The sequence below is a fragment of the Streptomyces sp. NPDC002788 genome (assembly GCF_053592115.1).
Window position 1 is genome coordinate 32,067 of sequence record NZ_JBSFVB010000007.1, and the last position, 19,200, is coordinate 51,266.

A 19,200-nucleotide genomic window follows, 5' to 3' on the forward strand; every position below is an offset into this window, starting at 1 on the left:
CGGGGGTGGTGCAGAGGGGGTGGGCGCCGCGCCGCTCGTGGCGGCACGGCGCCCGAAGGGTTTCTTCGGCGTGTTGCTTGTTACTTGTTCAGACCCGCGTACAGCGGGTGCTTGTCGGCCAGGGCCTTGACCCGGGCCTTGAGGGCCTGCGCGTCGTAGGACGGCTTCAGCGCCTCGGCGATGACGTCCGCGACCTCCGCGAAGTCCTCGGCCTGGAACCCGCGGGTGGCCAGGGCCGGCGTGCCGATCCGCAGACCCGAGGTCACCATCGGCGGACGCGGGTCGTTCGGGATGGCGTTGCGGTTGACCGTGATGCCCACCTCGTGGAGGCGGTCCTCGGCCTGCCGGCCGTCCAGCTCCGAGTGGCGCAGGTCGACCAGGACCAGGTGCACGTCCGTGCCGCCGGACAGGACGTCCACGCCCACGGCCCTCACGTCGTCCTTCACCAGACGCTCGGCCAGGATGCGGGCGCCCTCCAGCGTACGGCGCTGGCGCTCCTTGAAGTCCTGCGAGGCCGCGACCTTGAAGGCGACCGCCTTGGCGGCGATCACATGCTCCAGCGGACCACCCTGCTGACCGGGGAAGACAGCGGAGTTGATCTTCTTGGCGAGTTCGGCCGTGGAGAGGATCACACCACCGCGCGGGCCGCCCAGCGTCTTGTGCGTGGTCGTGGTCACCACGTGCGCGTGCGGCACCGGGTTCGGGTGCAGCCCGGCCGCGACGAGACCGGCGAAGTGCGCCATGTCGACCATCAGGTACGCGCCGACCTCGTCCGCGATCCGGCGGAACGCGGCGAAGTCCAGTTGCCGCGGGTAGGCCGACCAGCCCGCGACGATCAGCTTCGGCTTCGACTCCTTGGCGAGCCGCTCGACCTCGGCCATGTCGACCCGGCCGTCCTCGCCCACGTGGTAGGCGACGACGTCGTAGAGCTTGCCGGAGAAGTTGATCTTCATGCCGTGGGTCAGGTGCCCGCCGTGGGCGAGGTTCAGCCCCATGATGGTGTCGCCCGGCTTGAGCAGCGCGAACATCGCGGCCGCGTTGGCCTGGGCGCCGGAGTGCGGCTGCACGTTGGCGTGCTCGGCGCCGAACAGCTCCTTGACGCGGTCGATCGCGATCTGCTCGACCACGTCGACGTGCTCGCAGCCGCCGTAGTAGCGGCGGCCCGGGTAGCCCTCGGCGTACTTGTTGGTGAGGACCGAGCCCTGCGCCTCCATGACCGCGACCGGCGCGAAGTTCTCCGAGGCGATCATCTCGAGCGTGGACTGCTGGCGCTGCAGCTCGGCGTCGACCGCGGCGGCGACGGCCGGGTCGAGCTCGTGCAGGGGTGTGTTCAGGACGGACATTCGGCTACGACTCCTCAGCCGGCGGAGAACGCGGTGTACTCGTCGGCGGAGAGCAGGTCGCCCGGCTCGTCCGCGACCCGCACCTTGAACAGCCAGCCGCCCTCGAAGGGGGCCGAGTTCACCAGCGACGGGTCGTTCACGACGTCCTCGTTGACCTCGGTGACCTCACCGGAGACCGGGGAGTACAGGTCGGACACCGACTTGGTCGACTCCAGCTCGCCGCAGGTCTCGCCGGCGGACACCGTGTCACCGACCTCGGGGAGCTGGACGAACACGACATCGCCGAGCGCGTTCGCCGCGTGCTCCGTGATACCGACCGTCGACACGCCGTCCTCGGCGGCCGACAGCCACTCGTGCTCCTTGCTGTAGCGCAGCTGCTGGGGGTTGCTCATGGCCTGAATTCTCCTGTACGCGCGGGAGTGCTCTGAAGGGGGACTGCTGGTGAGCCGGGACGACGGGCGACGGGGTCGCTTGCCGCGACCCCTCGCCAGTGTCTACTTCTGCCGCTTGTAGAACGGCAGCGCCACGACCTCGTACGGCTCGTGACTGCCCCGGATGTCCACGCCCACGCCGGGCGTGCCGGGCGCGGCGTGCGAGGCGTCGACGTAGGCCATGGCGATCGGCCTGCCCAGGGTGGGGGAGGGGGCGCCGGAGGTGACCTCGCCGATCACCTCGCCGGCGGAGACGACCGCGTACCCGGCGCGGGGGACCCGGCGGCCCTCGGCGACGAGCCCGACCAGGACGCGCGGCGGGTTCTGCTCGGCCCGGGCGGCTGCCTCGCGCAGGGCCTCGCGCCCCACGAAGTCGCCCTCCTTCTCGAACTTCACCACCCGGCCGAGACCGGCGTCGAAGGGCGTGAGCGAGGTGCTCAGCTCGTGCCCGTACAGCGGCATGCCCGCCTCGAGGCGCAGCGTGTCGCGGCAGGACAGCCCGCACGCGACCAGGCCGGCGCCCTCGCCCGCCTTGGTCAGGGCCTGCCACAGCTCGACGGCGTGCTCCGGCTTCACGAACAGCTCGAAGCCGTCCTCACCGGTGTAGCCCGTACGGGCGATCAGGGCCGGGACCCCGCCGACCGTGCCGGGCAGACCGGCGTAGTACTTCAACCCGTCGAGGTCGGCGTCGGTGAGGGACTTCAGGATCCCGGGGGACTCCGGGCCCTGTACGGCGATCAGCGCGTAGGCGTCCCGGTCGTCACGCACCTCGGCGTCGAAGCCGGCCACGCGCTCCGCCAGCGCGTCCAGGACCACCTGGGCGTTGGAGGCGTTGGCGACCACCATGTACTCGGCCTCGCCCAGCCGGTAGACGATCAGGTCGTCGAGGATGCCGCCGTCGGCCCGGCAGATCATGGTGTAGCGGGCGCGGCCCGGCTTGACGCCGCCGATGTTGCCCACCAGGGCGAAGTCGAGCAGGGCGGCGGCCTGCGGGCCGGTGACGGTGATCTCGCCCATGTGGGAGAGGTCGAAGAGCCCGGCCTTCGTGCGTACGGCGGTGTGCTCGTCGCGCTCGGAGCCGTAGCGCAGGGGCATGTCCCAGCCGGCGAAGTCGGTCATCGTCGCGCCGAGCGAACGATGCAGGGCATCGAGCGCGGTGCGGCGGAGTTCTCCTGTACTGCTCACGGTCGGTCGTCTCCAAGGGCAATGGCGGCACCTCCCACGCGAGTTCATTCGAGCGTGGGGGAGGGCGAGGGCGTTCCTCCCCATCTGTCATCGGAACCTGAGAGGTTCGCCATGACCGCGCAGGTCGATGGCTTGCACCTTGGGTGGGGCCACGCCCGTCGTCTCGACGACGGGAGGTGGCCCGCTTTTCAGATGTGCCTCGCCCGCGCGGTAACGGGGCCTGAGAGATTCAAGGGAGGGACTTGCTCCTTCGGCGCCCCAGCGTCAGCGGTGCTGGGAACTCTCCCGCGCGGATTCAAACGGCCGGTATGCAGTTGGCGCGCACATCATTGCACGCATCCTTCCGGCGCGGCAGGGGGACCTTTCACAGCAAGTGCGGAGTCCCGCGCGCCGGACACGGCGACCTGTAGCAGCCCTGTTGCAGGACAAGAACGGAAATGAGGGGCCTGCGCCGTTACCTTCTCTTTACACTCGGCGGGGATGGGACTCCGTACCTGGCCCCAGGGGAGGACGATCACGGTGAACAGGACCAGGGCGTACGCCACGACCACGGGCATGGCGCTGCCCGAGCAGCCGGCCGTTCCGGCCCGGGCGGTCTGCGGCCCGGTGCCGGCGCCGGTCGTCCGCGATCTGCGCGAGCGCGCCGGCCGCAGCCCGCACGCGCTGCTGTTCGCCCCCCACGACCTCGTCGTGGTCACCGGCCTGCCCGGCAGCGGCAAGTCCACGCTGATGCGGCGCACGGTGCCGGGCCGGCGCATCGACTCCCAGGACACCCGCGACCGCTGGGCGCGCCGCATGCCGCGCTTCCTGCCCTACGCGCTGTACCGACCGCTCGTGCGCCTCGCCCACTACGCCGGGCTGCGCCGCGCCCTGCGCACCGGCGAGGGACTCGTGGTGCACGACTGCGGCACCCAGGCCTGGGTCCGCCGCTGGCTCGCCCGCGAGGCGCGCCGCAGGGGCGGCACCTTGCACCTGCTCCTCCTCGACGCCACCCCCGAGCAGGCCCTGGCCGGCCAGCGCGACCGAGGCCGCGGCGTCTCCCGCTACGCCTTCCTCCGCCACCGCGCGGCAACCACCCGCCTGCTGCGCTCGGTGGAACGCGGCGAACTCCCCACGGGCTGCGGCTCAGCCGTCCTCGCCGACCGCGACGCGGCGAACACCTTGCACCGCATCGCCTTCACGGAGTGACGCCCGGGACGGGGTACCCGGTTCGTGGGTCGGCCGTCCCCGGCCCGGCCGCCCCCGGCTCCCGAACCGCTAGCCTTCTGAGCCACAGCAGTGGCATGAGGCAGGCGGTAGGCAGATGGACTTCCCGGCGGAATTCTCCGCGGACTTTCCGGCGCAGACGCAGACCCATCCGCACGGCGGATGGCCCGGCAACGAGCTGGAGGAGGTGCTCTCGGCCTCCCTCGGTGCCGGGCCGTCCGCCGGCGGGCGGATCGTCGAGGTGCTGGGCCGGAGCTTCGTGTGGGTCCCGCTGCCCAGCGGCGGCGGCCCGCAGAGCGGCCCCCTCGATCTGCCCGGCATCGAGATCGAGGGCCAGGCGTACGTGCCGGTGTTCAGCTCCGAGGAGCAGTTCCACCAGGTCGTCGGCTCCCACATGTCGTACACCATCGCGCCCGCCGTGGAGTTCGCCCGCGGCCTGCCCCCGCACGCGGGGATAGCCGTCAACCCGGGCGGCGTCGTCGGCATCCCGCTCCCGCCGCCCGCCGTGGCCGAGCTGTGCCGGGCCGGGCGGACCCCGCTGGACGGCCCCGTGAGCGGCGGCCGGGTCCGCCTCTTCGAGCCCGACTGGAAGGACGACCCGGTGGACTTCCTCGCCGCCGCCTCCGCTGAGTTCGAGGCGACCGGTGTCGTCGTCACCGCGCGCCGCTGCCTCGCCCACATCGAGACCGCCGATCCGGTGATGTTCGTGGGCGTCGAACTCTCCCAGTGCGAAGGCGACCTGCGGGCCCTTCCCCTGGAAGCCCTCACCCGGGCCGTCACCACCAGTCCGGCCCCCTGGCCCGTCAACCTCGTCCTCCTGGACGTGGCGGAGGACCCGGTGGGCGACTGGATGCGCAACCGGGTCCGGCCCTTCTATCAGCGGTAGACGAGCAGACCCCAGGGCGCGGGGCTGTGACATCATGCGGCTTCGCCGCGGGGGGCGCGGCAAGCCACGAACGACCCGCACCCGGGAGCCGACACCAGGCTCCGAGTCCCCTCGCGGGCTTAAGCTAGGTCACGGTCGAGGCGTTGTACGAAGGGGCGGTAAAGGTGAGCGCGAGCGGCACGGCCGCGGCCGGACAGGTCGAGCACATGCTGCGCCAGGTCACGCCCGGGCGTTACGACGCCTACGAGGCTCTCCTGCGCGCGCTCGCGACCCCGCGCACCGGCCAGATCTGGATGCTCCTGTGGCACGGCCAGGCCGGCTCCCCGGACGCCCAGTACGGAAACATGGAGGTCGGCGGCTGCGGTTACGCCCCCTGCGTGACCTCCGCCCAGGAGCTGTCGGCCAGCGGCTGGAACCGCTCGTACGAGGTGGTCGACGGGGTCGACGTGGCCCGCGCCCTCTACCCCGACCACTACGGCCTCTGGCTCAACCCGCACGCCCCCGGCGGCGGCGTCGGCGTCCCCTGGCTGGACCTGCGCCGGATCGCCACGGGCCTGGACCGCCAGCCGGCGGGGCCGCTGCGGCTGTCCGAACCGGCCATCGAGATTCCGCAGTTCTACGCCCTGCTCGCGCAGAACGCCCACCGCACCCCGGCCGTCCGCTCGCTGCGCCGCGCCTGGGTGCAGCCCGCGCTCGGGGCGCCGTACCTCGCCATCGGACTGGATGTGTACGACACTTCGCCGCCGGCCGTGGATTCGGTGCGCGCGATGATGCAGCAGTCCCTCGGTGCCGTACCGGACGGGCTCCCCGTCTCGACCGTCGCCATGTCGGACGAACACGACCCGGTCGCCATGTGGCTGCGCGCGAGCGCCCGCCCCTTCTACGACCGCGAGGCCCACGCCACGGCGCCCGTCCAGGCCCCGGCATCGGGCTACGGATACCCGCCGGCGCAGGGCCGGTACTGACCCCACTTCCGGCTCCCCGGTGGCCCCGTAGCACATCTCGGAAACGCGACAACCATTCCACTCTTCGCGCGTAGATCAGGGTGGAATGGTCATGTCTGTCCTAAAATGCCCCTGACGAGGGGCGTCCGGCTCCCGTTACCCGCTGTCCGGATAACGGAACTCCCCAGACAGCATCACGTTTACGCATCCTTTCACCGTCAAGTCTGGCAACAGATCGCCAAAGCGTTGAAGACTCCCCGCAAGACACGGGCCGGTCGGTCTCGTGTACGAGACAAACAAAACCGCTACAGCGGCAGCCAGGGGCTCGGCGATCGCCGGCCCGAGAGGGGTCAATCGCACCGTGACCGCACCGATCGAGACCACCGGGGCGGAAGCCGGAGCACAGCCCGAGGCCGTGCTCTCCGGGGTCAAGAAGAGCCAGATCGAAGGGCGCTCGCTCACCCAGATCGCCTGGATGCGCTTCAAGCGGGACAAGGTGGCGATGGCGGGAGGCGTCGTCGTCATCCTGCTCGTCACGATGGCGGTGTTCTCCAAGCCGATCCAGTGGATCTTCGACCTCGATCCCAACAAGTTCAACCAGGACCTCATCGACCCCGCACTGCTCGCCCCCAAGGGCGGCTGGGGTGGCATGAGTTGGGACCACCCGCTCGGCGTGGACCCGCAGTACGGCCGGGACATGCTCGCCCGCATCATCGACGGATCGTGGGTCTCCCTGCTGGTCGCGGGCGGCGCCACGCTGCTGTCCGTGTGCATCGGCACCGTGCTCGGCGTCATCGCCGGCTACTACGGCGGCTGGGTCGACAGCGTCATCAGCAGGCTGATGGACACCTTCCTGGCGTTCCCGCTGCTGCTGTTCGCCATCTCGATCTCGGCCTCGGTGCAGGACGGGTTCTTCGGTCTCGAGGGCCTGTCCCTGCGCATCTGCGTGCTGATCTTCGTGATCGGCTTCTTCAGCTGGCCGTACATCGGCCGCATCGTGCGCGCCCAGACCATGACCCTGCGCAAGCGGGAGTTCATCGAGGCCGCCACGAGCCTCGGCGCGCGCGGCCCTTACGTCCTGTTCCGGGAGCTCCTCCCGAACCTCGTCGCGCCGATCCTCGTCTACTCGACGCTGATCATCCCGACGAACATCCTTTTCGAGGCCGCACTGAGCTTCCTCGGTGTCGGTATCGCTCCGCCGCAGGCCTCCTGGGGCGGCATGCTCAGCAACGCTGTGGATCTCTACACGGCTGATCCGCAGTACATGTTCGTGCCCGGACTGGCGATCTTCATCACCGTCCTGGCCTTCAACCTGCTGGGTGACGGGCTGCGTGACGCCCTCGACCCTCGCAGCAAGTGATCCATCGAATGAGGGGGCTTCCTCAGGTGAAGACGAGAAGGGTGACCGCCGGCGTTGCGTCGGTCCTGGCACTGTCGCTGGGTGCTGCCGCGTGCGGCGGCGGAGGTGACGACAACGACGGGGGAGGCAACGGCAAGAAGGACGCCGCGCTGAACTCGATCGTCAACGCGTCGGACAAGAAGGGAGGGACCGTCACGTACGAGCACTCGGACGTGCCGGACTCCCTCGACCCGGGCAACACGTACTACGGCTGGGTGCAGAACTTCTCCCGCCTCTACGGCAGAACGCTCACCACGTTCAAACCGGCGGCGGGCAAGGAAGGCCTGGAGGTCGTGCCGGACCTCGCCGAGTCCCTCGGCAAGTCCAGCCCGGACGCCAAGACCTGGACGTACAAGCTGCGTGCGGGTGTGAAGTTCCAGGACGGCACCCCGGTGACGTCCAAGGACGTGAAGTACGCCATCGAGCGCTCCAACTTCGCGCCCGAGGCGCTGTCCAACGGCCCGACATACTTCAAGGCGTACCTGGAGGGCGGCGACAAGTACAAGGGCCCGTACAAGGACAAGTCCGCCGAGGGCATCAAGTCCATCGAGACGCCGGACGACCGGACGATCGTCTTCAAGCTGAAGCAGCCGTTCGCCGACTTCGACTACCTGGCGACGTTCTCGCAGACGGCGCCGGTGCCGAAGGCGAAGGACACCGGTGCGAAGTACGTGCAGGCCATCCAGTCCTCCGGCCCGTACCAGTTCCAGTCCTACGAGGAGGGCCGCGGCGCGACCCTCGTGCGCAACAAGCAGTGGGACGCCAAGACGGACCCGATCCGCAAGGCCCTGCCGGACAAGATCACGATCAAGTTCAAGGTCAACCCGGTCACGGTCGACAACAACCTGATCTCCGACAAGATCACGGCTGACGCGGCGGGCACCGGTGTGCAGCCGCAGACCCAGCCGAAGGTGCTGCGCGGCAAGCTCGCCAACCAGACGGACAGCTCCTACGCGGGCGCCACGCAGTACATCGCGCTCAACGTCAACGTGAAGCCGTTCGACAACGAGCACTGCCGCAAGGCCGTCCAGTGGGGTCTGGACAAGCAGTCCGTCCTGGACGCAATGGGCGGCTCGCCGAAGGGCGACGTGGCGACCACGCTGCTGCCGCCGTCGGTCAACGGCTACACCAAGTTCGACACCTACCCGAGCGAGGGTCACAAGGGTGACGTTGCCAAGGCCAAGGCGGAGCTGAAGGCCTGCGGCCAGCCGAACGGCTTCAACACGATCCTCACGGCCCGGTCGGACCGGCCCGCCGAGGTCGCGGCCGCCACGGCCGTCCAGGCGTCGCTGAAGAAGATCGGCATCAACATCGAGATCAAGCAGTTCCCCTCCGGCAAGTACTTCTCCAACTTCGCCGGTGTCCCGTCCTACGTCCACGAGAACAAGCTCGGCATGCTCTCGATGGCGTGGGGGGCCGACTGGCCGACCGGCTACGGCTTCCTCGATCAGATCGTCAACGGTGCCGCCATCAAGCCCTCGGGCGGCAACAACTTGATGGAGCTGGACGACCCGAAGATCAACAAGGCCCTGACGGACGCGATCGCCAACACCGACGACGCCGCCCGCACGAAGGCCTGGGGTGACATCGACAAGATGGTCCTCGACAACGCCTCGGTCGTCCCGCTGATCTACCGCAAGAACCTGCTGCTCAGGCCGACGTCCGCGAGCAACGTCACGGTCACGCAGGCCTACCTCGGCATGTACGACTACCTGCTGATGAGCTCCGCGAAGTAACCAGCAGGCCGGAACCTTTCGAAAGGCAGGTGAAGGCACCGGGTGGCCGCGGCGGACGATCCCGCCGCGGCCACCCGGGGCCGTACAGCTGTGGCTGCGTACATCCTCCGACGCGTCATGGGCGCGGTGCTGTTGCTGCTGGTGGTCAGCGCAGTCACCTTCGCCATCTTCTTCCTGGTGCCCCGCCTCGGGGGCCAGACGGCCGACCAGTTGGCCACCCAGTACGTCGGCAAGGACGCGAACCCCGAGTCCGTCGCCGCGATCAAGCAGAACCTGGGCCTGGACCAACCCGTCTACGAGCAGTACTGGAACTTCGTCAAGGGCCTCGTGGCGGGCGCCGACTACCGGTTCGGACCCGACGCGACGCACTGCAGCGCACCCTGCTTCGGGTATTCCTTCAAGAATCACGTCGAGGTGTGGCCCCAGCTTCTGGAGCGGATCCCCGTCTCCTTCTCGCTCGCCGTCGGTGCCGCGGTGATCTGGGTGGTCTTCGGTGTCACGACGGGTGTCGTCTCGGCGCTCCGCAAGGGCAAGCCGGTCGACCGCGGCGCCATGTTCGTCGCCCTCGCCGGCGTCTCGCTCCCGATCTTCTTCACCGGCCAGATCCTGCTCGCGCTGTTCGTCTACGAGATCCCCGTCTGGGACAGCGTCGACTATGTCCCGTTCACCGAGAACCCGGCCGAGTGGGCCTGGCACCTGGTGCTGCCCTGGGTGAGCCTCGCCTTCCTGTTCTCCGCGCTGTACGCCCGGCTCACCCGGGCGGGCATGCTGGAGACGATGAACGAGGACTACATCCGCACGGCCCGGGCCAAGGGCCTGAAGGAGAGCACGGTCGTCGTCAAGCACGGCCTGCGCTCCGCGCTCACCCCGATCGTCACCATCTTCGGCATGGACTTCGGCACCCTGGTCGGCACCGCGGTCCTCACCGAGACGGTCTTCTCGCTGCAGGGCATCGGCGCCTACGCGGTCCAGTCCATCCAGACGAACGACCTGCCCATCATCATGGGCGTGACCCTGGTCGCCGCGTTCTTCATCGTCTTCTGCAACTTGATCGTCGACCTGGTGTACGCCGCCATCGACCCCCGGGTGAGGTACTCGTGAGCAAGCTCGACAAAGCCGCGCTCGGCGAGCCGGACACCACCGCCCCGTCCGCTCCGGACGATGTGTTCCTGTCCGTCCGCGATCTGCGCATCCACTTCGACACCGACGACGGTCTGGTCAAGTCCGTCGACGGAGTCAGCTTCGACGTGCGCAAGGGCAAGACCCTGGGCATCGTGGGCGAGTCCGGCTCCGGCAAGTCCGTCACCTCGCTCGGCGTGATGGGCCTGCACCGCTCGGCGCGCGCCCACGTGTCCGGTGAGGTCTGGCTGGACGGCCAGGAGCTGATCGCGGCCGACCCGGACGAGGTACGGCGGCTGCGCGGCCGGAAGATGGCCATGATCTTCCAGGACCCGCTGTCGGCGATGCACCCCTACTACACGGTCGGGCAGCAGATCGTCGAGGCGTACCGCGTCCATCACGACGTCAGCAAGAAGGCCGCCAAGCAGCGGGCGATCGAGATGCTCGACCGGGTCGGCATCCCCGAGCCCGCCAAGCGCGTCGACGGCTACCCGCACGAGTTCTCCGGCGGTATGCGCCAGCGCGCCATGATCGCCATGGCGCTGGTGAACAACCCCGAGCTGCTCATCGCCGACGAGCCGACCACCGCCCTGGACGTCACCGTGCAGGCGCAGATCCTCGACCTGATCCATGATCTGCAGAAGGAGTTCGGCTCCGCGGTCATCATGATCACCCACGACCTGGGTGTGGTCGCCGAGATGGCCGACGATCTGCTGGTCATGTACGGCGGCCGGTGCGTGGAGCGCGGTCCCGCCGAGGACGTGTTCTCCGAGCCGCGGCACCCCTACACCTGGGGCCTGCTCGGCTCGATGCCGCGTCTGGACCGGGAGGAGACCGACCGGCTCATCCCGATCAAGGGCGCGCCGCCCTCCCTCATCAACCTCCCGTCCGGCTGCGCCTTCCACCCGCGCTGCCCGTACGCGGACATCCCGAAGGACAACGTCACCCGCACGGTCCGCCCCGAGCTGACCGAGGTCGGCGGCTCGCACTGGGCCGCCTGCCACATGACCCAGGAGCAGCGGGAGCGTATCTGGACCGAAGAGATTGCGCCGAAGCTGTGAGCGACGACAAAACGGTGAGCGAACCGGACACCAGCGCACCCACCCTCACCAAGGACACCGCCGCCGACGGCGAGATCCTGCTGAAGGTGACCGGCCTGCAGAAGCACTTCCCGATCCGCAAGGGCCTGCTCCAGCGGCAGACCGGGGCGGTCCGCGCGGTCGACGGCATCGATTTCGAGGTGCGCAGGGGCGAGACGCTCGGCGTCGTCGGCGAATCGGGCTGCGGCAAGTCCACCATGGGCCGGCTGATCACGCGGCTGCTCGAACCGACCGGCGGGACGGTCGAGTTCGAGGGCAAGGACATCACGCACCTGAAGACCGGCGAGCTGCGCCCCATGCGCCGCGACGTGCAGATGATCTTCCAGGACCCGTACTCCTCGCTGAACCCCCGGCACACGATCGGCACGATCGTGGGCGCCCCCTTCCGGCTGCAGGGCGTCGACCCCGAGGGCGGGGTGAAGAAGGAGGTCCAGCGGCTGCTGTCGGTGGTCGGCCTCAACCCCGAGCACTACAACCGCTATCCGCACGAGTTCTCCGGCGGCCAGCGCCAGCGCATCGGCATCGCCCGCGCGCTCGCGCTGAACCCCAAGCTGGTCGTGGCGGACGAGCCGGTCTCCGCGCTGGACGTGTCGATCCAGGCGCAGGTGGTGAACCTGCTGGACGACCTGCAGGAGGAGCTCGGCCTGACCTACGTGATCATCGCGCACGACCTGTCGGTCGTCCGGCACGTCTCGGACCGGATCGCGGTGATGTACCTCGGCAAGATCGTCGAGCTGGCCGAGCGCGACCAGCTGTACAAGTCGCCGATGCACCCGTACTCCAGGGCCCTGCTGTCGGCCGTGCCGATACCGGATCCGAAGCGCCGGGGCGTCAAGAGCGAGCGCATCCTGCTCAAGGGCGACGTGCCCTCGCCGATCGCCCCGCCGAGCGGCTGCCGCTTCCACACCCGGTGCTGGAAGGCGACGCAGATGTGCAAGACGACCGAGCCGCCGCTGGTGGAGCTGCGGGCCGGACAGCGCGTCGCCTGCCACCACCCGGAGAACTTCGAGGACCAGCAGCCGCAGGACACCAAGCTGCTGAACTCGGCCGATGAGGTGGCCGCGGAGAGCAACGCCTCCCTGTGAAGAAGTGACTCCGCCCGAGCCCTCGCCCTCGCACATCAGGGCGGGGGCTCACCCGTGGGGGAAAATGCTCGGGTGCTCCAGCAACTCTTCAGTCCGTCCGTCCAGCACACGCTCGACCTGATCGGCATCTTCGTCTTCGCCATCTCCGGCGCCCTGCTGGCCGTGCGCAAGAACTTCGACGTGTTCGGCATCGCCGTCCTCGCCGAGGTCACCGCGCTGGGCGGCGGGCTGTTCCGTGACCTGGTCATCGGGGCCGTGCCGCCCGCCGCGTTCACCGACCTGGGGTACTTCCTCACCCCGCTGCTCGCCACCCTCCTCGTCTTCTTCCTGCATCCCCAGGTGGAGCGCATCCAGGTCGCCGTGAACGTCTTCGACGCGGCCGGCCTCGGTCTGTTCTGCGTCGCCGGCACGATCAAGGCGTACGAGTACGGGCTCGGCCTGACCGCCTCCGCCGGCCTGGGACTGACCACCGCGGTGGGCGGCGGGGTGTTGCGGGACGTCCTCGCCAACGAGGTGCCCTCCCTGCTGCGCTGGGACCGCGACCTCTACGCGGTCCCGGCGATCGTCGGCGCCACCCTGGTCGCCCTGTGCCTGCGCTACGACGCCCTCAACCCGTTCACCAGCGCCGTCGCGGTGATCACCGCCTTCGTACTGCGCCTGCTCGCGATGCGGTTCCACTGGCGAGCTCCGCGGGCCTGGCACCGGCGGTCGACAGTGAGCGAGGAGGAGCAGCCCCTGCTGCGGTGACGGGCCGGAAGCCCATTTCCTGCGTCAGCCACTCGAACGCGGGAACCACCTGCGGCCGCCACAGCGCCATGGTGTGCCCGCCCGCGCTCTTCGGGATGTACACCACGTGCACGGTCGTCGGAGCCTTCGCGATCTGCTCCAGCTCCACCGCCGCCTCGAAGCCGTCGCGCGGCTGGCCCGAGAGGTAGAGCGCGATCCTCGGCGGGACGGGCGCCCGGCGCAGCAGCAGGTAGGGGTTGTTCTCGGCGCGCAGGGTGGGGTTCTGGGCGGCGAGCGAATCGCGTTCGCCTATCGGGTCGTTGTAGCCGGACAGGCTGACGGCGGCCCGGTAGCGGTCGGGGTGGGCGACGGCGAGTTTCGCGGCGCAGTGCGCCCCGGCCGAGTAGCCGGCGACGGCCCACCCCTGGGGGGCGGACTGGGCGCGGAAGTTGTCCATGACCATCTTCGGCACGTCGACGCTCAGCCAGGTGTCGGCGTCGACCGTGCCGGGGATGTTGGCGCAGCCGGTGTCCACCCCGGCCAGCAGGTTGGTGCGGGGCGCGACCAGGATGAACGGGGCGACCCGGCCGTCCCGCATCAGCGGCTCGAGCTGTTCGTGCGCGTGCAGTGAGCCGAACCAGGCCTTCGCCGAGCCGGGGTAGCCCGGCAGCAGCTCGACGACCGGGAACTCGCGGTGCCGGTAGGCCGGTTCGTCGTACTGCGGGGGCAGCCAGACGTAGACCTCGGCGTTGACGCCCGAGACGCGGCCCTCGAGCTGGGTGACCCGCACCCCGCCTGCCGCGCTCATCCTCGGTCCGCCGGCCGGCTGGAAGGTCTGCCGCACCTTGGGCAGCCGCTTCAGCGCGATGCCGCCGGTGCCGTCCGCGCCCAGATTGGCGGCCTGCTGCACATGGTCGCCGGTGCCGAGGAGGTCGGCCCAGTTGTCGTACAGGCTGTTGGCGTTGTTGACCAGCGTGAAGACCAGGGCCACGGCCGTTCCCTGCGCGAACAGCAGCATCAGCGTCCGGGCCGCGGCACGCAGGGCGCGGGGGCCGCGGATGCGCGACCAGAGGACGAGCGGCAGGACGAGGGCGACGACGGACAGCACGACCAACGTGCAGAGGAACGGGGTCCCGGTGAGGCTCATGCCCTTGGAGAGGAGGAAAGTGGCCGCGGGGTTTACGGACAGGTCGGACACTTACCGGGATATTGCCCGCGTCTCACCAGGGTGGGACCGCGGCGGGGCCCCTGGACGACGCAGCAAAGCTACCGCTTAGTAGTCGATTCTTGTACTGTTCGGCCATGCCTGAAGCAGCCTCCGCCCCGGCCGTCCGGGCCACGATCGGCGACAGCGAGTTCGACCGTGACACCGCGCTCACCCGCCGCGCGCCCGGCGTCTACGACATCGACCTCTCCGCCGGCTGGACGATCATCAGCGCCGTCAACGGCGGCTACCTGCTGGCCGTCCTGGGCCGCGCCCTCGCGGACGCCCTGCCGCACGCCGACCCCTTCACCGTCTCGGCGCACTACCTGACCGCGACCCGGCCCGGCCCCGCGGTCGTCCGCACGGACGTCGTCCGCGCCGGCCGCACCCTGTCGACCGGCCAGGCCTCCCTCTTCCAGTACGACGACGAGGGCCGCGAGGTCGAACGCATCCGCGTCCTCGCCTCCTACGGCGACCTCGACGCCCTGCCCGACGACGTCCGTACGACGGCCCGGCCGCCCGCCATCCCGCAGATGGAACACTGCTTCGGCCCGGAGGACGGGCCCGCCCCGGTCGACGGCAGCTCGGCGATCGCCGACCGGCTGATGCTCAAGCTCGACCCGTCGACGCTGGGCTGGGCCCTCGGGCAGCCCTCCGGCAAGGGCGAGATGCGGGCCTGGTTCGGCCTCAAGGACGGCCGCGACCCCGACCCGCTCTCCCTGCTGCTGGCCGTGGACGCCCTGCCCCCGACCGCCTTCGAGCTCGGACTGAAGGGCTGGGTGCCGACCGTCGAGCTGACCGTGCACGTCCGGTGCCGCCCGGCGCCGGGCCCGCTGCGGGTGTCGATCACCACGCGCAACCTCGCCGGCGGCTTCCTGGAGGAGGACGCCGAGGTGTGGGACAGCGCGGACCGGCTGGTGGCGCAGTCCCGGCAGCTCGCGCGGGTCCGCCTCGGCTGAGCGGGCTTGCGCCTTGACCTGCGCTTTGCCTGGCTGACAGCACGGTCACAGGGCGAGCCCAGGAGGGTCCTGAGCGGAGTTGGTTGAGTACCGCCTCGGAACTCCCTCATCCTCCTGGAGTCGTCTCTCATGAACCGTGTGCGCCTCGTTCCCGCCGTCGCCCTGCTGGCACTGTCGCCCCTGGCCCTGGTGGCCTGCGGGTCGGGTGACTCCTCGTCGTCCTCGAACAGCGGCGGCGGGTCCGGGCAACAGCAGCAGGCTTGCCAGGCACCGTCAGGTGCGCCGTCGGGGGCCCCGTCCGGTGTTCCTTCCGGTGGTGCGTCGGGGGCTCCGTCGGGGGCCGCTTCCGGTGCCGCCAGGCCGTCGGGCGCGCCGTCCGGGACTCCTTCGGGCATGCCCAGTGGGGCGCAGGGTGGCGGGCAGGGTGGTCCCGGTGATGGCCAGGGCGGCGGCTGTGGCGCCCCGGCCGGTGGTGGCCAGGCCTCAGGGGGGCAGGGCCAGGCGAAGTAGGCGGAAGGGGCCCCGGTGCGTCCGGGGCACGGCAGGGGTGGTGCGCTCGGTGAACGGGCGCGCCACCCCTGGGCGTTGGTGGGCGCGTCAATCCAGCCAATGCCGGCGGCCGAGGCCGATCAGCCGCATCTGACGGGTCGCCACCTGGGTGACCTGCCGTGTCCGCTCCTCACGTTCCTGCTCCGGTCCCTCCAGTGCCTCCAGGAACTGCGACGCGGTGATCAGCATCTGGTCGACGTAGAGGTGCGCGAGCATTAGCAGGTCGTCCTCGGTCCAGCCCTCGGACACCGGGTCCTTGGCCAGTTCGTCCTTGACCTCCTGGGCGAACCGGGTCAGCTGGTCCCGTATGGCCGCCCGTACCGGCTGGACTCCGCCATGCCGCTCACGGGCGATGAACCGGACGTGCGCGGGGTATCCGTCGACATGGCGGGCGATCAGCTCGATGGTGCGCGTGATGCGTTCCTCGTGGTCGCCCGTCGTGGACACCGTCGTCCGGATCATCGGGTGCAGGCTCCCCAGCGCCTCCTCGACCAGGGCCACGCCCAGATCCGACGTGGAGCGGAAGTGGCGGTAGAAGGCGGTCGGGGCGACTCCGACGGCGCGGGTGACCTCCCGCAGTCCCAGGCTGCTCAGGCTCTGCTCCTCCAGCAGCCCCAGGGCCGCGTCCAGGAGGGCCTGCCGGGTCTTCTGTTTCTGGGCCTGCCGGATGCCGAGAGTGTGACTCATACCATGCAGTTAACAACTGTTCTCCGGAATTGAAAAGTCGTGAGGGACGCTAGACTGGGCTTCAGTGAACAACTGTAACCACAACCGTTCACCGAAACCCTGGGGGCTGTTTCCCATGCTGTTCATCGTCGCCGCGCTTCTGCTGCTGGGTGTCCTCCTGGGCACCGTGGCCCACGCGCCGCTCACCTTCTCCGTCGGCGTCGGCGTGGTCATCGCCGTCTGGCTCGGCATCTTCGCGCTCCGCGAGCGCGGCCGCCGCCGCCACACGCAGGCCCACTGACCACCGCGCCGACCACCTCACCGCTCCGACGACTTCGGGAGTCGATCACCATGCAGCTCACCGCCCCGGCCTCGCGCCGCACCGGTATCCGCGACACCGACGGCATGGCCGTCGCGTCGTTCGTCCTCGGCCTGCTCGGCCTGCTCGTGCTCAACATCTTCCTCGGCCCGATCGCCATCGTGCTGGCGAGCGTGGCCCTGTGGCGCGGCACCGAGCGCCGCGGCCGCGCACTCCTGGGCCTGGGCCTGGGCGTCGCCGACCTGCTGGTCCTGGCGGCGTTCATGGAATTCGACAGCACGATCTCGTGGAGCTTCTGAGCCGTCGTCGCACAGCAGTCCGCCGGTACGCCGCGGCCGGGCCCGGGGACGACGGGCCGTCGCCGCGCGGGAAAGCGGTTCACGTTCGGCCAGCCTTGATCTGAGGCCTGCGGAAGGGGAGCCGTAGAATCGGGCTCACCATGGCTTACCTCGACCACGCCGCGACCACCCCGATGCTCCCGGAGGCGGTTGAGGCGCTCACCGCCCAGCTGGGTGCCACCGGCAACGCGTCGTCCCTCCACGCATCCGGCAGGCAGGCCCGCCGCACCGTCGAGGAGGCCCGCGAGACCCTCGCCGAGGCCCTCGGCGCACGCCCCAGCGAGGTCGTCTTCACCTCGGGCGGCACGGAGGCCGACAACCTCGCCGTCAAGGGCCTTTACTGGTCACGCCGCGACGCGGACCCGGCCCGCACCCGCGTCCTCGCCAGCCCCGTCGAGCACCACGCCGTCCTCGACGCCGTGCACTGGCTCGGCGAACACGAGGGCGCCACCGTCGAGTACCTGCCGGTCGACTCCCACGGCCGCGTCCACCCTGACGCCCTGCGCGAGGCGATCGCCCGCGACCCCGGCGACGTGGCACTCGCCACCGTCATGTGGGCGAACAACGAGATCGGGACCATCCAGCCGATCCGCGAACTCGCCGACGTGGCCGCCGAGTTCCAGATCCCCCTGCACTCGGACGCCGTCCAGGCCTTCGGCCAGATCCCGGTCGACTTCGCCGCCTGTGGCCTCGCCGCGATGACGGTGTCCGGCCACAAGATCGGCGGCCCGTACGGCATCGGCGCGCTGATCCTCGGCCGTGACCACGCCCCCGTCCCCGTCCTGCACGGCGGCGGCCAGGAGCGGCATGTGCGCTCCGGCACCCTCGACGTGCCCGCCGTCGCCTCCTTCGCGGTCGCCGGGCGGCTGGCCGCCGAGCAGCGCGAGTGGTTCGCCCGCGAGATCGGCGCCCTGCGCGACGCCCTCGTCACCGCGGTCCGCTCGGCCGTCCCGGACGCGATCCTCGGCGGTGACCCCGACCCGGAGGGCCGCCTCCCGGCCAACGCGCACTTCACCTTCCCGGGCTGCGAGGGCGACTCCCTGCTGCTCCTGCTCGACGCCCAGGGCATCGAGTGCTCCACCGGCTCCGCCTGCACCGCCGGGGTCGCCCAGCCCAGCCACGTCCTCCTCGCCACCGGCACCGATCCCGACCTGGCCCGCGGCACTCTCCGCTTCTCCCTCGGCCACACCTCCACGGAGGCTGACATCGAGGCCCTGGCCAAGGCCATCGGGCCGGCGGTGGAACGGGCGCGGGCGGCGGGGCTGACGTAGCGCCACCGGGGCCTGACGGCGAGCCCCCGGACCCTCCGGCTACGCCGGCGCCGTACGCGCCCGCCGCACCAGCCGCATGTACCTGTCCCAGTCCCAGTGCGGCCCCGGGTCCGTGTGGTCCGTGCCCGGGACCTCGACGTGGCCGATGATGTGGTCGCGGTCGACGGGGATGTCGTAGCGCGCGCATATCCGGGCGGTGAGGCGGGCCGAGGCCTCGTACATCTTGTCCGTGAGGTCCTGCGGGCGGTCCACGAAGCCCTCGTGCTCGATGCCGACGCTCCGCTCGTTGTAGTCGCGGTTGCCCGCGTGGTACGCCACGTCCAGCTCACGGATCATCTGCGTGACGTGCCCGTCCTGGCGGACGATGTAGTGCGTGGCCGCCTTGTGCCCCGGGTCCAGGAAGGCCTTCACCGCGCTGTCGAAGCTGCCCTGCGTGACGTGGACGATCACCATGTCTATGCCGAAGTCGTCGGGGCGGTCCGCGCGGCGCCAGTTCGCGTCCGATGCCGCCACCCAGCGCGCGCCCGCGTAGTCGACCTCGCCCTCCTTGCGCGGCTTCTCGACGCCGGGCGTGCGCCACCACAGCCGCGCCAGCTCGTCCCGGGCCAGCACGGCCGAGCCCGCCGCGGCCACCGTGCCGCCGATCAGCAGCGCGCGGCGGCCGACCTTCCGGTCGCCGTCCTTCGAAGCCTTCCGCTCTCCCATGTGATCGTCAACGGATACCCGGCGACCCT

19 protein-coding genes and 2 riboswitches are annotated in these 19,200 nt (G+C 70.3%); of the genes, 13 read left to right on the forward strand and 6 right to left on the reverse strand.

Annotated features, from left to right (window positions below):
* Window positions 1-80: 80 nt before the first annotated feature.
* The 3 genes from glyA to gcvT form a co-directional block, all read right to left on the reverse strand.
* Window positions 81-1,343: a serine hydroxymethyltransferase gene (gene glyA, locus ACWD1U_RS14795; RefSeq protein ID WP_451107584.1), complete on the reverse strand. Its 1,263-nt coding sequence runs from the start codon at window positions 1,341-1,343 to the stop codon at window positions 81-83.
* 14 nt (window positions 1,344-1,357) lie between these two features.
* Window positions 1,358-1,735 carry a glycine cleavage system protein GcvH gene (gene gcvH / locus ACWD1U_RS14800; protein ID WP_451107586.1) on the reverse strand — a complete coding sequence of 126 codons (378 nt, stop codon included), beginning with the start codon at window positions 1,733-1,735 and terminating at the stop codon, window positions 1,358-1,360.
* A 102-nt stretch (window positions 1,736-1,837) separates the two neighbouring features.
* On the reverse strand, window positions 1,838-2,959 hold the full coding sequence (gene gcvT / locus ACWD1U_RS14805; protein WP_451107588.1) for a glycine cleavage system aminomethyltransferase GcvT: 1,122 nt from the start codon (window positions 2,957-2,959) through the stop codon (window positions 1,838-1,840).
* A gap of 74 nt (window positions 2,960-3,033) precedes the next feature.
* Window positions 3,034-3,157, reverse strand: a riboswitch (glycine riboswitch).
* Window positions 3,158-3,257: riboswitch (glycine riboswitch) on the reverse strand.
* Window positions 3,258-3,478: 221 nt separating this feature from the next.
* On the opposite strand from gcvT, the gene ACWD1U_RS14810 reads away from it, so the two are divergent.
* From ACWD1U_RS14810 to ACWD1U_RS14850, 9 genes are all read left to right on the forward strand, one after another.
* Entirely contained in the window at window positions 3,479-4,147 is a 669-nt protein-coding gene (locus ACWD1U_RS14810; protein WP_451107589.1) for an AAA family ATPase, read from the forward strand.
* 115 nt (window positions 4,148-4,262) lie between these two features.
* A complete protein-coding gene (locus tag ACWD1U_RS14815; protein ID WP_451107591.1) occupies window positions 4,263-5,051 on the forward strand; it encodes an enhanced serine sensitivity protein SseB in 789 nt (262 codons plus the stop codon).
* A 164-nt stretch (window positions 5,052-5,215) separates the two neighbouring features.
* Window positions 5,216-6,016, forward strand: coding sequence for an enhanced serine sensitivity protein SseB C-terminal domain-containing protein (locus tag ACWD1U_RS14820; RefSeq protein WP_451107592.1), 801 nt, complete (start codon window positions 5,216-5,218; stop codon window positions 6,014-6,016).
* A 340-nt stretch (window positions 6,017-6,356) separates the two neighbouring features.
* A complete protein-coding gene (locus ACWD1U_RS14825; RefSeq protein ID WP_451107594.1) occupies window positions 6,357-7,355 on the forward strand; it encodes an ABC transporter permease in 999 nt (332 codons plus the stop codon).
* Window positions 7,356-7,363: 8 nt separating this feature from the next.
* Window positions 7,364-9,130 carry an ABC transporter substrate-binding protein gene (locus ACWD1U_RS14830; RefSeq protein ID WP_451107595.1) on the forward strand — a complete coding sequence of 589 codons (1,767 nt, stop codon included), beginning with the start codon at window positions 7,364-7,366 and terminating at the stop codon, window positions 9,128-9,130.
* A gap of 90 nt (window positions 9,131-9,220) precedes the next feature.
* Window positions 9,221-10,231 (forward strand): ABC transporter permease, encoded by a 1,011-nt coding sequence (locus ACWD1U_RS14835; RefSeq protein ID WP_451107597.1) that lies wholly within the window; start codon window positions 9,221-9,223, stop codon window positions 10,229-10,231.
* Entirely contained in the window at window positions 10,228-11,310 is a 1,083-nt protein-coding gene (locus tag ACWD1U_RS14840) for an ABC transporter ATP-binding protein (protein ID WP_451107599.1), read from the forward strand. Before ACWD1U_RS14835 ends, ACWD1U_RS14840 begins: the two co-directional genes overlap by 4 nt.
* Window positions 11,307-12,434 (forward strand): ABC transporter ATP-binding protein, encoded by a 1,128-nt coding sequence (locus tag ACWD1U_RS14845; RefSeq protein ID WP_451107600.1) that lies wholly within the window; start codon window positions 11,307-11,309, stop codon window positions 12,432-12,434. Before ACWD1U_RS14840 ends, ACWD1U_RS14845 begins: the two co-directional genes overlap by 4 nt.
* Window positions 12,435-12,506: 72 nt before the next feature.
* Entirely contained in the window at window positions 12,507-13,181 is a 675-nt protein-coding gene (locus ACWD1U_RS14850) for a trimeric intracellular cation channel family protein (protein ID WP_451107602.1), read from the forward strand.
* On the opposite strand, the gene ACWD1U_RS14855 is transcribed toward ACWD1U_RS14850, so the two are convergent.
* Window positions 13,072-14,307 carry an alpha/beta hydrolase gene (locus ACWD1U_RS14855; protein ID WP_451107967.1) on the reverse strand — a complete coding sequence of 412 codons (1,236 nt, stop codon included), beginning with the start codon at window positions 14,305-14,307 and terminating at the stop codon, window positions 13,072-13,074. The two genes, ACWD1U_RS14850 and ACWD1U_RS14855, sit on opposite strands and share 110 nt — an antisense overlap.
* 155 nt (window positions 14,308-14,462) lie before the next feature.
* Here ACWD1U_RS14855 and ACWD1U_RS14860 point away from each other — a divergent pair, with 155 nt between their 5' ends.
* Complete coding sequence (locus tag ACWD1U_RS14860) at window positions 14,463-15,323, forward strand: thioesterase family protein (protein ID WP_451107604.1); 861 nt, start codon at window positions 14,463-14,465, stop codon at window positions 15,321-15,323.
* A 597-nt stretch (window positions 15,324-15,920) separates the two neighbouring features.
* Here the strand turns inward: ACWD1U_RS14860 and ACWD1U_RS14865 are convergent.
* Window positions 15,921-16,559 (reverse strand): TetR family transcriptional regulator, encoded by a 639-nt coding sequence (locus tag ACWD1U_RS14865; protein WP_451107606.1) that lies wholly within the window; start codon window positions 16,557-16,559, stop codon window positions 15,921-15,923.
* 115 nt (window positions 16,560-16,674) lie between these two features.
* On the opposite strand from ACWD1U_RS14865, the gene ACWD1U_RS14870 reads away from it, so the two are divergent.
* The 3 genes from ACWD1U_RS14870 (at window position 16,675) to ACWD1U_RS14880 (ending at window position 18,466) form a co-directional block, all read left to right on the forward strand.
* The gene (locus ACWD1U_RS14870) at window positions 16,675-16,839 is read left to right on the forward strand and encodes a hypothetical protein (RefSeq protein WP_451107608.1); all 165 of its coding nucleotides are present in this window, start codon (window positions 16,675-16,677) and stop codon (window positions 16,837-16,839) included.
* A 50-nt stretch (window positions 16,840-16,889) separates the two neighbouring features.
* Window positions 16,890-17,156 carry a DUF4190 domain-containing protein gene (locus tag ACWD1U_RS14875; RefSeq protein ID WP_451107609.1) on the forward strand — a complete coding sequence of 89 codons (267 nt, stop codon included), beginning with the start codon at window positions 16,890-16,892 and terminating at the stop codon, window positions 17,154-17,156.
* Between the two features lie 140 nt (window positions 17,157-17,296).
* Window positions 17,297-18,466: a cysteine desulfurase family protein gene (locus tag ACWD1U_RS14880; protein ID WP_451107610.1), complete on the forward strand. Its 1,170-nt coding sequence runs from the start codon at window positions 17,297-17,299 to the stop codon at window positions 18,464-18,466.
* 39 nt (window positions 18,467-18,505) lie between these two features.
* On the opposite strand, the gene ACWD1U_RS14885 is transcribed toward ACWD1U_RS14880, so the two are convergent.
* On the reverse strand, window positions 18,506-19,171 hold the full coding sequence (locus tag ACWD1U_RS14885) for an N-acetylmuramoyl-L-alanine amidase (protein ID WP_451107611.1): 666 nt from the start codon (window positions 19,169-19,171) through the stop codon (window positions 18,506-18,508).
* Between the last annotated feature and the right edge of the window lie 29 nt (window positions 19,172-19,200).